This is a genomic window from Kribbella sp. NPDC050470 (assembly GCF_044458365.1).
In the GTDB taxonomy this organism is placed as follows: Bacteria; Actinomycetota; Actinomycetes; order Propionibacteriales; family Kribbellaceae; genus Kribbella.
On sequence record NZ_JBITHV010000005.1, the window covers coordinates 439,219 to 453,022 of the forward strand.

The 13,804-nt window shown below is 69.7% G+C and carries 13 protein-coding genes; 8 read left to right on the forward strand and 5 right to left on the reverse strand.

Going from position 1 to position 13,804, the window contains the following annotated elements; all coding sequences use genetic code 11:
- Positions 1–61: 61 nt before the first annotated feature.
- Together ACIBGM_RS17320 and ACIBGM_RS17325 are read right to left on the reverse strand one after the other, a co-directional pair.
- Positions 62–250 (reverse strand): hypothetical protein, encoded by a 189-nt coding sequence (locus tag ACIBGM_RS17320; RefSeq protein ID WP_360533296.1) that lies wholly within the window; start codon positions 248–250, stop codon positions 62–64.
- Positions 247–1,560 (reverse strand): PspC domain-containing protein, encoded by a 1,314-nt coding sequence (locus ACIBGM_RS17325; RefSeq protein WP_360533293.1) that lies wholly within the window; start codon positions 1,558–1,560, stop codon positions 247–249. The genes ACIBGM_RS17320 and ACIBGM_RS17325 overlap by 4 nt, the downstream gene beginning before the upstream one ends.
- Before the next feature lie 195 nt (positions 1,561–1,755).
- On the opposite strand from ACIBGM_RS17325, the gene ACIBGM_RS17330 reads away from it, so the two are divergent.
- Genes ACIBGM_RS17330 through ACIBGM_RS17340 form a run of 3 tightly spaced genes read left to right on the forward strand, consistent with a single transcriptional unit; the run spans position 1,756 to position 4,294 of the window.
- On the forward strand, positions 1,756–3,258 hold the full coding sequence (locus ACIBGM_RS17330) for a PspC domain-containing protein (protein WP_360533290.1): 1,503 nt from the start codon (positions 1,756–1,758) through the stop codon (positions 3,256–3,258).
- Positions 3,255–3,896: a response regulator transcription factor gene (locus ACIBGM_RS17335; RefSeq protein ID WP_360533287.1), complete on the forward strand. Its 642-nt coding sequence runs from the start codon at positions 3,255–3,257 to the stop codon at positions 3,894–3,896. Before ACIBGM_RS17330 ends, ACIBGM_RS17335 begins: the two co-directional genes overlap by 4 nt.
- Before the next feature lie 44 nt (positions 3,897–3,940).
- The gene (locus ACIBGM_RS17340) at positions 3,941–4,294 is read left to right on the forward strand and encodes a hypothetical protein (RefSeq protein ID WP_396386147.1); all 354 of its coding nucleotides are present in this window, start codon (positions 3,941–3,943) and stop codon (positions 4,292–4,294) included.
- A 1-nt stretch (position 4,295) separates the two neighbouring features.
- Here ACIBGM_RS17340 and rpsR read toward each other — a convergent pair whose 3' ends face one another.
- Positions 4,296–4,538 (reverse strand): 30S ribosomal protein S18, encoded by a 243-nt coding sequence (rpsR, locus tag ACIBGM_RS17345; protein ID WP_360533281.1) that lies wholly within the window; start codon positions 4,536–4,538, stop codon positions 4,296–4,298.
- A 130-nt stretch (positions 4,539–4,668) separates the two neighbouring features.
- On the opposite strand from rpsR, the gene ACIBGM_RS17350 reads away from it, so the two are divergent.
- A complete protein-coding gene (locus ACIBGM_RS17350; RefSeq protein ID WP_360533278.1) occupies positions 4,669–5,991 on the forward strand; it encodes a C1 family peptidase in 1,323 nt (440 codons plus the stop codon).
- On the opposite strand, the gene ACIBGM_RS17355 is transcribed toward ACIBGM_RS17350, so the two are convergent.
- Together ACIBGM_RS17355 and ACIBGM_RS17360 are read right to left on the reverse strand one after the other, a co-directional pair.
- Positions 5,980–6,711: an alpha/beta hydrolase gene (locus ACIBGM_RS17355; RefSeq protein WP_360533275.1), complete on the reverse strand. Its 732-nt coding sequence runs from the start codon at positions 6,709–6,711 to the stop codon at positions 5,980–5,982. The two genes, ACIBGM_RS17350 and ACIBGM_RS17355, sit on opposite strands and share 12 nt — an antisense overlap.
- Before the next feature lie 40 nt (positions 6,712–6,751).
- Positions 6,752–7,480 (reverse strand): PIG-L deacetylase family protein, encoded by a 729-nt coding sequence (locus tag ACIBGM_RS17360; protein ID WP_360533272.1) that lies wholly within the window; start codon positions 7,478–7,480, stop codon positions 6,752–6,754.
- Positions 7,481–7,619: 139 nt separating this feature from the next.
- On the opposite strand from ACIBGM_RS17360, the gene ACIBGM_RS17365 reads away from it, so the two are divergent.
- Genes ACIBGM_RS17365 through ACIBGM_RS17380 form a run of 4 tightly spaced genes read left to right on the forward strand, consistent with a single transcriptional unit; the run spans position 7,620 to position 13,790 of the window.
- Positions 7,620–10,058 (forward strand): FAD-dependent oxidoreductase, encoded by a 2,439-nt coding sequence (locus ACIBGM_RS17365; RefSeq protein ID WP_396386148.1) that lies wholly within the window; start codon positions 7,620–7,622, stop codon positions 10,056–10,058.
- Between the two features lie 42 nt (positions 10,059–10,100).
- Positions 10,101–11,237: an aromatic ring-hydroxylating dioxygenase subunit alpha gene (locus ACIBGM_RS17370; RefSeq protein ID WP_360533266.1), complete on the forward strand. Its 1,137-nt coding sequence runs from the start codon at positions 10,101–10,103 to the stop codon at positions 11,235–11,237.
- A 32-nt stretch (positions 11,238–11,269) separates the two neighbouring features.
- On the forward strand, positions 11,270–12,571 hold the full coding sequence (gene glyA / locus ACIBGM_RS17375; protein WP_396386149.1) for a serine hydroxymethyltransferase: 1,302 nt from the start codon (positions 11,270–11,272) through the stop codon (positions 12,569–12,571).
- Position 12,572: 1 nt separating this feature from the next.
- The gene (locus ACIBGM_RS17380) at positions 12,573–13,790 is read left to right on the forward strand and encodes a sarcosine oxidase subunit beta family protein (protein ID WP_396386150.1); all 1,218 of its coding nucleotides are present in this window, start codon (positions 12,573–12,575) and stop codon (positions 13,788–13,790) included.
- Positions 13,791–13,804 lie beyond the last annotated feature (14 nt).

Here is a 13,804-nt window from a genome sequence, read left to right on the forward strand (position 1 = left end):
CTCGCCTCCGGGCTGGACATGCGGTCGAGCCTAGGGAACGTCCCGACTGGGGTCCACCGAGTTAGCTGCGGTGGGAGGCGGCCAGGCCGATGGCGCCGGCGGCTACCAGGAGGAGGGCGCTGGTGACGCCGAGGTCGTCGGTCTGGAGGACGCCGTTGTCGGTGAGCATCCAGATGGTGGCGGCGCCGGACAGGACGGTGCCGGCGATGATGCCGGGAACGTCCGGTTTTGCCCCCTTCTGCTGCTTCATCCGCGCTCCACCTTGATGCCGCCGAGTTTCATGTCGAGGTCCAGTGTGACCGCCTGCGGCCCGGCCTTCTTGTCGGCGCCCAGGTCGTTCACGCTCAACTCGACATTATGGCCGCCCTTCTTCTGGTCTAGCCAGGCCACCTCGCCCGTCTCGGCCGACAGGTGTCCTTCGACGTCCACGTTCGGCGGCAGCTTGACCACGATCTCGCCGAGCCCGCCGTGCACCTCGATCTTGGCGCCGGGAGCGAACGTCGCCTTGGTCAGGTCCAGCTTGACCGCGCCGGCGTCGAACTCGTACTTCGTGCTGGTCGCGGTGATCGTCTCACCGGCCGGCGCGACGTAGTTGGTGTCCGCGAAGTTGCGCGGCGCCTCCGGGAAGACCATGCTCGCAGCGGCACCGAACGCGAGCAGGATGCCCAGCGGCAGCAGCGCCAGGGTCTTGCCGAGGAAGCCGCCGATCAGCATCCCGGCGCCCAGGGTCAGCAGGCCGATGACCAGCATCGTCGCGGTGGCCGCGCCGGCCGCGTAGGCGATCGCGATCGCGATGCCGGTCAGCACGACGATGATCGACTTGACGCCGCGCATGCCCTTGGCGGGCGGCTCCGACGGCTTGCTGGTCGTGGGCGGCTGTGCGGTGGGCGGCTCGTCGACGTACAGGCCGAGAGGGTCGTCCTCGGTCCACACGGGCTGGACCGGTTCGACGGTGCGGTCCTGGGGCCGCGGTGTGGCCGAGGACGACGGGCCCGCCGGGGGAGCAGACGGGCCGGTCTGGGGAGGCATGTACGACGTGGTCGCCGGCTGACCCATCGGAGGGCCAGGCTGCTGCGGACCTGCCGGTCCGTTCCAGTTGCCGTTGGGCGTCCAGTTCGCCTGGTTCTTGCGGAGCCGGCGACGCTGGGAGGCGACGACCCAGATCACCGCGAGCACGATCAGCGGCCCGGGCACGAACCGGCCGAAGTCGAACGACGACATCATCGCGATCGCGAAGAACACGCAGACGCCGATCACGACCGGCCACAGCCACGGGTGGTCCGGGCGGACCCGGTCGCCGAGCAGACCCTGCGCCGCGGAGCGGTCGCTGCCCTCGTCGGGCATCAGCACCCAGGCGGCGATGTAGAAGATGACCCCGGGACCGCTGAGGATGAGCACTGCCATCACCACGCGGATCAGCACCGGGTCGATGTTCAGCGCGCGGCCCATACCGCCGCAGACGCCGGCCACCATCCGGTCCGACCGGCTGCGCTGCCAGCTCTGCACGTTCTGCAGGCTGCCGCGGTCGAACCCACCGGGTCCACTCGAGTTCTGCTCCATGCCATCGATACTGGCCCCGTACTCGCGCGGACAACATCGGGGATCCCCCTCTGGCGACCCCGGGGTCGCGCGCCGGGGGACCCGCGGCTCGGGGTTCTCCCCGGTACGACCCTGAGCCCGCCCGGCGGGCGCTGAGGAGACGGCTAGGGACAAGCCTGCTGGTGTCGGCCCGGTCCACGTGTGACGATCGTGGGGATGAGTCAGCCAGCCAGCGCCGCGCCCACGGGCGGGTCCCCCACGCCGGGGACCCCTCCCGGGCCACCGCATGGCCGTGGCGACCAGGGCGCCGGTCAGTGGCAGTACAAGGGCTGGGGACCGCAGGGCCCGAGGCAGTACCAAGGCCCCTACGCTCCGTACGCCGGCCAGCAGGCACCGCCGTTCGGACCTCAGCAGCCACCGTACGGCGCTCCGCAAGGCCAGCCGAACGAGCAACCACCGGTCCGTCGCGCGTACCGCCGTACGGAGGGCCGTGTGGTCGCCGGGGTCGCGGGCGGTGTCGCGGACCACCTCGGGGTGTCCGACACGGTCGTCCGGCTGATCCTGATCGCGGCCACCGTCTTCGGCGGGTTCGGCGTACTGATCTATGCGGCGCTCTGGTTCCTGATGCCGCTGGGCACTCCCGCGATGCCGGCCGCGCCTGGGCTGGCGGCGCACACCCGGGGTGGCCTCCGCACGGACCAGCCGCCGCAGCCGGTGACCGAGGCCAAGGAGCGCAAGAAGGAGAAGAGCCGCGGCCAGGTGACCGCCCTGGTGGTCGTCGGCATCGGCGTGCTGCTCCTGCTGCAGGTCGCCGGGCTCGGGATCGCCGGGAAGATGTTCTGGCCGCTGGTGTTCGCCGGCACTGGTCTGGCGCTGATCTGGCGGCAGGCGGACGAGAGCCAGAAGAACGAGTGGGCCAACTCGGTCCGGGTTCCGATCCTGGGCTTGGTGCTCGGCAAGGGCGGCTGGAAGTCGCTGGTACGGATCGCCGTCGGCCTGATCCTGATCGGGACCGCGGTCACCGTCTTCCTGGTCCAGAACGGCCGGCTCTCGATGGTCGGCGACGTACTGGTCGCGCTGCTGCTCGCCGTCGTCGGAATCGGCGTGATCGCCGGCCCGTGGGTGCACCGGTTGACCCGAGACCTGAACACGGAGCGTGCGGAGCGCATCCGGTCGCAGGAGCGCGCGGACATGGCCGCGCACCTGCACGACTCGGTGCTGCAGACACTGGCCCTGATCCAGAAGCAGGCGAACGACCCGCGGGCCGTCGCCCGGCTGGCCCGGTCGCAGGAGCGCGAGCTGCGGACCTGGCTGTACGACGAGGACGACAAGACCGACCAGACCCTGTCCGGCGCCGCCAAGCGGGCCGCGGCCGAGGTCGAGGACTCGCACGGGGTGCCGATCGAGGTGGTGACGGTCGGGGACTGCGAGCTGAGCGAGCCGCTGTCCTCGATGGTCCGGGCCGCGCGCGAGTCGATGGTGAACGCGGCCAAGCACTCCGGTGCGGACAAGATCGACGTGTTCGTCGAGGTGGACGGCGACCGGGCGGAGATCTTCGTCCGGGACCGGGGCAAGGGATTCGACGTCGACGGCGTGCCGGAGGACCGGCTCGGCCTGCGGCACAGTGTGTTGGGCAGAATGGAACGGCACGGCGGCCGCGCGACGGTGCGGTCCGATCCGGAGACAGGGACCGAAGTGCGACTGGAGATGGACAGATGAGCCAGAGGCGCGTTGTCGTCGTCGACGACCACGACATGTTCCGGGCCGGGGTGCGCAGCGAGATCGGCGCCGCGGTCGAGATCGTCGGCGAGGGCGCCGACGTCGACAGCGCGGTGAAGGCGATCGTCGAGACGGAGCCGGACGTCGTGCTGCTCGACGTCCACCTGCCCGGCGGCGGTGGCACCGAGGTGATGAAGCAGGTGCACCAGCGGCACCCGGACGTGAAGTTCCTGGCGCTGTCGGTGTCGGACGCCGCCGAGGACGTGATCGGCGTGATCCGGGCCGGCGCCCGCGGGTACGTCACCAAGAACATCAGCGGCGCCGAGCTGGTCGACGCGATCGGCCGGGTCGCGGACGGCGACGCGGTGTTCTCGCCGCGGCTGGCCGGGTTCGTGCTGGACGCCTTCTCGGGTGCGATCGACATCGCCTCGGTGGACGAGGACCTGGACCGGCTGTCGCAGCGTGAGCGCGAGGTGCTGCGCCTGATCGCCCGCGGCTACGCCTACAAGGAGGTCGCCCGCGAGCTCTTCATCTCCGTGAAGACCGTGGAGACCCACGTCTCGTCCGTACTGCGCAAGCTCCAGCTCTCCAACCGGCACGAGCTGACCCGCTGGGCGACCGACCGCCGCCTGGTCTGAGCACACGGGGAGCCCGGTAGCGCTGTGGCACTAGGGTTGCGCGCATGGACTTCCTGCACGACGTGCTGACCCTGCTGCACCTGGTCGGCTTCGCGGCCCTGTTCGGCGGGTTCTTCACCCAGCTGAAGTCGAAGGCACCGGTGGTCAACGCGGCCATGCTGCACGGCGCGCTGACCCAACTGGTCACCGGCGTGCTGCTGGTCGGGCTGGCGTCCGGGGTGAAGGACGACGACTTCACCGTCGACAACACCAAGATCGCGGTCAAGCTGGTCGTCGTCCTGGTCGTCACCGGGCTGGTGCTCGCCTACCGCAAGCGGCCGGCGATCAGCCGCGGCACCTTCCTCGCCCTCGGCGGTCTGACCCTGCTGAACGCGGGGATCGCGGTCTTCTGGCACTGACCTACCGGCTGGACGAGGTGTAGGGCAGCAGCGCCATCTCGCGGGCGTTCTTGATCGCCCGGGCGACCTGCTTCTGCTGCTGGACGCTCAGGCCGGTGACCCGCCGGGACCGGATCTTGCCGCGGTCGGAGATGAACTTGCGCAGCAGCGCGATGTCCTTGTAGTCGATGTAGGTGATGCCGTCGCGGTCGAGCGGGTTCTGCTTGGGTTTGCGCTTACCGGTCGGCGCCGGGCGTCGGGGCATCTCGGACTCCATCCTTGTTGAATGTCGTTTTCAATTAGGATAGCGGCTGTGTCGCCTTGTGGACAGGGCACTGTTTCGCCACCCCGGCGAAGGCGGTGCGGGCTTGGCGGCTGTTATACCGTCGAGTGCTATGGAGCGGAATCTCACAACCGAACAGCTCGCGCTCTTCGAGAAGGAGTTCGTGTCGAACCCGCAGTACCGGGTGATGCAGAACGCCGTCACGCAGACGCCGGTGAACACCATCGCCCTCGACCGCCAGGTCGTCACCTCGATCGACCACTCCGTGTCGCACCTGCTGGACGACTGGAAGGTGACGAACCAGAAGAAGAGCGGCCGCTGCTGGCTGTTCGCCGGGCTGAACCTGCTCCGTGTCGGCGCGGCCGGCAAGCTCGGCGTGAAGGACTTCGAGTTCTCCCAGAACTACCTGCTGTTCTGGGACAAGATCGAGCGCTCGAACTTCTTCCTGGAGGCGATCATCGAGACCGCCGGCCGGGACGTCGACGACCGGACCGTGGCGCACCTGTTGTCCGACCCGATCGGTGACGGCGGCCAATGGAACATGTTCGTCGCGCTGGTCCGCAAGCACGGCCTGGTGCCGAAGTCGGCGATGCCGGAGACCGAGAGCTCGTCGTCGACCTCCCAGCTGAACGACACCCTGCGCAAGCTGCTCCGGCAGGGCGCCCGCGACCTGCGCGCGCTGGACGGCGTCGAGGCGCAGCGCGACCGCAAGCAGGAGATCCTGGCCGCCGTGCACCGGGTGCTGAGCATCCACCTCGGCACGCCGCCGCAGAAGTTCCTGTGGCAGTGGAAGGACAGCGACAAGGGCTTCCACCGCGACGGCTGGACCACGCCGACCGAGTTCGCCGCGGCGTACGTGCAGCTGCCGGTCGACGACTACGTCTGCCTGGTGCACGACCCGCGCGCGTCCAGCCCGGTCGGCAAGACCTTCACCGTCGACTACCTCGGCAACGTCATCGACGCGCCGCCGGTGGTGTACCTGAACGTCGACATCGAGCTGATGAAGCAGCTCACCCAGGACGCGATCGTCGGCGGCGAGCCGGTCTGGTTCGGCTGTGACGTCGGCAAGCAGATGAACGCCGACCTCGGCTACTGGGACGCCAAGCTGTACGACTACGGCTCGGTCTACGACACCGCGTTCACCCTGGACAAGGCCGACCGCCTGCTGCATCACGAGACGCTGATGACGCACGCGATGCTGTTCACCGGGGTCGACGTGGTGGACGGCAAGCCGCGGCGCTGGCGGGTGGAGAACAGCTGGGGTGACGAGAAGGCGGACAGCGGCTTCTGGACCATGAACGACTCGTGGTTCGGCGAGCACGTCTTCGAGATCGCCGTACGACGGTCCGCCCTGCCGGCCGAGCTCCAGGCCCGGCTCGACGAGGCGCCGATCGTGCTGCCGGCGTGGGACCCGATGGGCGCGCTAGCGGATTAGTCCCAGCGCCTCGGCGGGTCGTTCGAGGGTCGGCAGGTGGCCGGCCCAGGGCAGCTCGACGAGCTCGGCGTTCGGCAGCCGCTCGGCCAGGTAGGCCGCGCAGTTGCCGAACCAGGCGAAGTCATGGGCGCCCGTGACCAACCTCACGGGCGCGCTGATCTTCTCCGGCTCGACCGGCCACTCCTCGCTGCCACCATCCCCGGCCGCGGACTGAAGCTCGTACGCCCGCTTCTGCATCGACCAGAGCAGTGCGCGCGCGTCGTCAGAAGCCTCCGGGCCGATGAAGCTCCGCACCGTCAGTTCGGTCGCACCGTCGATGTCCCCGGCGTCCAGCAGTCGGTTCTCCTCTGCCCAGACGGCCCGGAGATCGTCGGTCGGCTCCACCTCGTCGGCCGGCGCGCAGAGCAGCACCAGCCGGCTGAACCGCTCCGGGTGCCGGCTGGCCGCCTGCTGCACGACATAGCCGCCGTACGACGCCCCGACGGCCTCGACCGTGTCGACGCCGAGCTCGTCGAGGACCGCGAGCAGGTCGCCGGCGTCGGAGTACTGCGCCCCGGGCTCGAGCGGAGTCTCGCCGTACCCGCGGAGGTCCAGAGTGATCACCCGGTGGTCCTGGCTCAGCTCTTCGACCTGCCGAGCCCACATCCGTGCATCAGCCACCCCGGCGTGCACCAGCAGCAGTGCCGGACCCTCCCCAACCACCCAATGCGCAATCGTCATGGCCGCACCCTCGCCGCTCGCACCACGAATCGCAAACCGATTAGCCGATTCGGATCACCGTGAAGGCCTCGGCGTAGTGGTTCGCCGGGAGGCCGGCGTCGCGGGCGTTGTCCTGGGCCCAGCGTCGCATGTTGGTGGCGAGGGTCTCGGGATCGCGGTGCTGGCTGGCGTGCGACAGCAGGGCGGCGATCTTCTGGTCGATGGTGTCGGTGATGTCGACCCAGTGGTTGCGTTCGGGGTGCTCCATCATCCACAGCTCGCCGACGTCCCAGGCCTCCTCGGGCAGGTCGTCGTACGCGTAGGGGTTGCCGGCCGCGGGGTAGAACGCGCGGACGGTCGCCTCGGCGGTGGCGAGGTGGTCGGGATGCGACACCGGCAGGCGTGCCCACCAGCGCTCGGGTGACTGGGTGAGCAGCCGCTGCGGCCGGACCTGCCGGATCAGCCGGGTGAGGTCGCGGACCAGCTCCGGGCTCGCCTCGACCTGGCCGTCGACGTACCCGAGGAAGTGCAGGTCGCGGACGCCGACGTGCTCGGCGGCGGTCGTCTGCTCGGCCCGTCGTACGGCGGGAATCTCGGCCCGGTCCCGGTCCGGCTCGAACCCGCCCGCCTGACCGTCGGTGACGACGCAGTAGTGCACCTCGATCCCGGCCTTGGTCCAGCCCGCGACCGTCCCGGCGCCCCCGAAGTCGATGTCGTCCGGGTGCGCGACCACCACCAGCACCCGCTCGATCTCACTGTCCGACCGCGGATTCCCCTCCGGCACGCTCACGCCGTCGACCCTAGTCGAACGCTCCCAACGGTTGTCCTGTGAATCAAGGCGTTCGGAGGTCTTGACGGCATTGCTGTCCCGACTGCATTGTTGCTTGTGTCGCAATGCAGTGCAGGATACGCAACAGGGAGGCCTCAGGATGGTGGGACGTCGAACTGTCGTCATCGGTGCCGGAGTCGTGGGCGCGGCGCTCGCGGACGAGCTGTCCGCCCTCGGCTGGACCGACATCGTCGTCCTCGACCAGGGCGACCTGCCGGCCACCGGCGGCTCCACCTCCCACGCGCCTGGTCTGGTGTTCCAGGCGAGCGGGTCCAAGGTGCTGACCGACCTCGCGCGCTACACCGTCGAGAAGTTCGTCGGGCTGGAGCACGAGGGCCAGTCGTGCTTCCTGCAGGTCGGCGGCCTCGAGGTCGCGACGACGCCGGAGCGGTTGGCGGAGATCCACCGCCGGCACGGCTGGCTGACGTCTTGGGGTGTCGAAGCGGAGGTCGTCGACGCGGATCGCTGCGTCGAGCTGCACCCGCTCGTCGACCGTGACCGGGTGCTCGGCGGCCTGCACTGCCCGACCGACGGCCTGGCCAAGGCGCTGTGGGCGGTCGAGGCCCAGATCGACCGCGCGAAGAGCCGCGGAGTGAAGTTCCTGCCGCGGCACGAGGTCACCGACATCTCGGTCGTCGACGGCAAGGTCGTGGGAGTCGTCACCGACCACGGCGAGATCCCGGCCGACGTCGTCGTGTGTTGCGCGGGCATCTGGGGACCGAAGGTCGCGGCCCTGGTCGGCATGAACCTGCCGCTGACCCCACTGGCGCACCAACTCGCCTGGACCGGGCCGATTCCGGCGCTGGCCGGCCAGACCGAGGAGGCGGTCCGCCCGATCCTTCGCCACCAGGACGCGGACCTCTACTACCGCGACCGGTACGACCAGCTCGGCATCGGCTACTACGGCCACCGGCCGATGCCGATCGACGCGAACGACCTGCTGCCGGTCGAGTACGCCGAGGTGATGCCGTCCGTGCTCGAGTTCACCCCCGACGACTTCGCCCCGGCCTGGGACGAGACCCAGGCGCTGCTTCCCGCGACCCTCGACGCGAAGGTCGAGGAAGGGATCAACGGAGTCTTCTCGTTCACGCCCGACGGCATGCCGTTGCTCGGTGAGTCGCCGGAGGTCTCCGGCTTCTGGGTCGCGGAGGCCGTGTGGGTGACGCACTCGGCCGGCGTCGGCCGCGCCGTGGCCGAGTGGCTGGCCAACGGCCACAGCGAGAGCTTCGACCTGCACGAGTGCGACCTGAACCGCTTCGAGGACTACCAGCTCGTGCCCGAGTACATCCTCGAGCGCGACTGCCAGAACTTCGTCGAGGTCTACGACATCCTCCACCCCCTCCAGCCGATGGACTCGCCGCGGGAGCTCCGCACCTCGCCGTACTACGCGCGGCAGCAGGAGCTCGGCGCCTTCTTCCTGCCGGCCAACGGCTGGGAGCGCCCGCAGTGGTACGAGGCGAACAAGGGCCTCCTCGACCGCTACCAGGTCCCGCAGCCGAACGACTGGGCCGCGAAGTACTGGTCGCCGATCGTCGGCGCCGAGGCGCAGGCGACGCGCGAAGGCGTCGCGATGTACGACATGACCGCGCTCAAGCGCCTCACGGTCACCGGCCCGGGGGCGACGGCTTTCCTGCAGCGCCTGACGACCGGAAACGTCGACCGGACGGTCGGTTCGGTGATCTACACGCTGCTGCTCGACGTCGACGGCGGGATCCGCAGCGACGTAACCATCGCCCGCCTCGGTCCGAACCACTACCAGGCCGGCGTCAACGGCGCGCTCGACACCGACTGGTTCAACCGCTTCCTGCCCGCGGACGGGTCGGTCGTGGTCACGGACATCACGCCGGGCACGTGCTGCATCGGCCTGTGGGGCCCGAAGGCCCGCGAGGTCCTCAGCGGGCTCACGGACGCGGACCTGACCAACGACGGCCTGAAGTACTTCCGGGCCGCCCGGTTCAGCATCGGCAACGTCCCGGTCACCGCGATGCGCCTGTCCTACGTCGGCGAGCTTGGCTGGGAGCTCTACACCACAGCCGACCTCGGTCTGCGCCTCTGGGACACCATCTGGGCGGCCGGTCAGGACCACGGCATCATCGCCGCCGGTCGCGGTGCGTTCAACAGCCTCCGGCTGGAGAAGGGCTACCGCTCGTTCGGCGCCGACATGACCTTCGAGCACGACCCGTACGAGGCCGGCGTCGGCTTCGCAGTGAAGCTCGACAAGGGTGACTTCGTCGGCCGGGACGCACTGCTGCGCCGGAAGGAGAACCAGACCCGCACGCTCGCGTGCCTGACCGTCGACGAGTCGGCAGACGTTGTCGTGGGCAAGGAGCCGGTGTTCGCCGACGGCCGCGCGGCCGGCTACGTCACCAGCGCCGCGTACGGCTACACGATCGGCAAGGGCATCGCCTACGCCTGGCTGCCGGCCGACGTCGCCACCCCCGGGACCCCGGTCGAGATCGGCTACTTCGATCGCCGGGTCCGGGCCGTCGTCGCGGCCGAGCCGCTCTTCGACCCGTCGATGACCCGCCTCCGCGGCTGAACCTTCACCCGGGCCCTGTCCACGCCTGCAAGGAGCATCCCTATGACCGTCACCGAGAACCAGACCCTCCCGGAGAGCTTTCTGCCGACGCTGCCGGGCGCCGCCTACTCGGACCCCGAGCTCTTTGCCCGCGAGCAGGAGCTGATCTTCGAGCAGCTGTGGTTCTGCGCGATCCGTTCGGGCGACATCGCGAAGCCGGGTGCCTTCCGGACCGTCCAGATCGGCCGTGAGAGCATCCTGATCACCCGCTCGCGGCGCGGCGAGGCGCGCGCCTTCTTCAACATCTGCCGGCATCGCGGCGCCAAGCTCTGCACCGAGGAGTCCGGGGAGACGCAGCGCGCCTTCCAGTGCCCGTACCACGCGTGGACCTACGACCTCGACGGCAAGCTGGTCGCCGCCCCGAACCTCACCAAGATGCCGGACATCGACCGGGTCGAGTACGGACTCCGCAAGGTCCACGTCCGGGAGTGGCTGGGCTACGTGTGGGTCTGCCTGGCGCCCGACGCGCCGTCGTTCGAGGACGCGGTCGTCGGCGCGGTCCGGACCCGGCTCGGCGACGTCGAGTCGATCGAGCACTACGGCGTGGAGAACCTCGAGCTCGGCCGCCGGATCACGTACGACGTGCAGGCGAACTGGAAGCTGATCATCGAGAACTTCATGGAGTGCTACCACTGCGCGACCATCCACCCCGAGCTCACCGAGGTGCTGCCGGAGTTCGCCGACGGCTTCGCCGCGCAGTACTTCGTCGGCCACGGCGCGCTGTTCGGCGACGAGATCAAGGGCTTCACCGTCGACGGCTCCGAGGGCCTGGACCGGATCCCGGGGGTCTCCGAGGACCAGGACCGCCGGTACTACGCGGTCACGATCCGCCCGCAGGTCTTCGTCAACCTGGTGCCGGACCACGTGATCATCCACCGGATGTTCCCGCTCGCCCCCGACCGCACGGTCGTCGAGTGCGACTGGCTCTACCTGCCCGATGTCGTTGCTGAAGGCAAAGACCTGACCAAGTCCGTCGAGCTCTTCCACCGGGTGAACCAGCAGGACTTCGACGCGTGCGAGCGCTGCCAGGCGGCCACCGACTCGCGGATGTACGCCGACGGCGGCGTCCTGGTTCCGAGCGAGCACCACATCGCCGAGTTCCACCAGTGGGTCCTCGACTCGCTCAACCCGAACACCTGACGGCCACCCCGCGCACCCGAAGGAAGAAGATCGTGACGACGAACGACACCGCGTTGGCGGGCACTGTCCTCGACCGCAGCCTGGCCGACCTCGACCCGGAGATCGCTGCCGCGGTCGACCTCGAACTGGTCCGCCAGCAGACCACGCTGGAGATGATCGCGTCGGAGAACTTCGCGCCGCGGGCGGTCATGCAGGCCCAGGGTTCGGTGCTGACGAACAAGTACGCCGAGGGCTACCCGGGGCGCCGGTACTACGGTGGCTGCGAGCACGTCGACGTGGTCGAGCAGCTCGCGATCGACCGGGTCAAGGCGCTGTTCGGCGCGGAGGCGGCGAACGTGCAGCCGCACTCCGGTGCGCAGGCGAACGCGGCCGCGATGTTCGCGCTGCTCGACCCCGGGGACACCATCCTGGGCCTCGACCTGGCGCACGGCGGCCACCTCACGCACGGGATGCGGATCAACTTCTCCGGCAAGCTCTACAAGGTCGTGGCCTACCAGGTCTCCGGCGACGACTTCCGGATCGACATGGCCGAGGTCGAGCGGCTGGCCGTCGAGCACCGGCCGAAGCTGATCGTGGCCGGCTGGTCGGCCTACCCCCGGCAGCTCGACTTCGCCGGGTTCCGCCGGATCGCGGACCTGGTCGGCGCCTATCTGATGGTCGACATGGCGCACTTCGCCGGCCTGGTCGCCACCGGTCTGCACCCGAACCCGGTGCCGTACGCCGACGTCGTGACCACCACGACGCACAAGACGCTCGGTGGTCCGCGGGGCGGGGTGATCCTAAGCAGGGCCGAGCTGGCGAAGAAGATCAACTCGGCGGTCTTTCCCGGCCAGCAGGGTGGCCCGCTGGAGCATGTGATCGCCGCGAAGGCGGTGGCGTTCAAGCTGGCGGCTGCGGCCGAGTTCCGGGACCGCCAGCAGCGCACGCTCGAGGGCGCGCAACTCCTGGCCCTTCGGCTGTCGGCGGCCGACGTCGCCGCGGCCGGCATCTCGGTGCTCACCGGCGGGACCGACGTACACCTGGTGCTGGTCGACCTGCGCAACAGCGAGCTCGACGGTCAGCAGGCAGAAGACCGGCTGCACGCGATCGGGATCACCGTCAACCGCAACGCGGTTCCGTTCGACCCACGGCCGCCGATGATCTCGTCGGGCCTGCGGATCGGCACGCCGGCGCTGGCGACCCGTGGATTCGACGGGGTGGCCTTCGAGGAGGTCGCGGACATCATCGCCGCCGCGCTGACCGGGTCCGGGGAGCCGGCGCAGGTCGCCGAGCTCCGGGGCCGGGTCGAGGCGCTCGCGGCCAAGTTCCCGCTGTACCCGCCGCAGGAGGACTGAGATGGCCAAGCCGCTTCCGGAGCACCCCGCCTGGCTCTGGCGGGACCCGAATCCCAAGTCGTCGTACGACGCCATCGTGGTCGGCGGTGGCGGTCACGGCCTCGCCACTGCGTACTACCTGGCGAGCAATCACGGGATGACCAACGTCGCGGTGCTGGAGAAGGGGTGGCTCGCGGGCGGCAACATGGCCCGCAACACCACGATCATCCGGTCCAACTACCTGTGGGACGAGAGCGCGGCGATCTACGAGTACGCACTCAAGCTGTGGGAGCAGCTGCCGGCCGAGCTCGACTACGACTTCCTGTTCAGCCAGCGCGGCGTGCTCAACCTCGCGCACACCCTGCAGGACGTCCGCGACTCGGTACGGCGGGTGGAGGCGAACCGGCTGAACCGGGTGGACGCCGAGTGGCTGGAGCCCGACGAGGTCGCGAAGGTCTGCTCGATCATCAACGTGTCGCCCGATGTGCGCTACCCGGTGCTGGGCGCGACGTTCCAGCCGCGGGCCGGGATCGCCAAGCACGACCACGTCGCCTGGGCCTTCGCGCGCGCGATCGACGCGATGGGCGTCGACATCATCCAGAACTGCGAGGTCACCGGGTTCGTCAAGGACGGCAACCGGGTCGTCGGCGTCGACACCACGCGCGGCCGGATCAACGCCGGCAAGGTCGGTCTGGTGGCCGCCGGTCACAGCAGCGTGCTCGCCGAGAAGGCGGGCTTCCGGCTGCCGGTCCAGTCGCACCCGTTGCAGGCGCTCGTCTCCGAGCTCTACGAGCCGGTCCATCCGACCGTGGTGATGTCGAACTACGTCCACGTGTACGTCTCCCAGGCGCACAAGGGCGAGCTCGTCATGGGTGCGGGGGTGGACGCCTACAACGGCTACGGCCAGCGCGGGTCCTTCCACGTGATCGAGCGGCAGATGGCCGCCGCGCTGGAGCTCTTCCCGATCTTCGGCCGCGCCCACCTGCTGCGGACCTGGGGCGGCATCGTGGACGTCGCCCCGGACGCCTCGCCGATCATCGGAGCCACCCCGGTGGACAACCTCTACGTCAACGCGGGCTGGGGCACCGGCGGTTTCAAGGCCACCCCGGCCGCCGGCTGGGCGATGGCACACACGATGGCCACCGGCGAGCCGCACGAGCTGAACCGGCCGTTCGGCCTGGAGCGGTTCACGACCGGCGCGCTGATCGACGAGCACGGCGCGGCCGGCGTCGCCCACTGAGCCCGAGAGCCCGA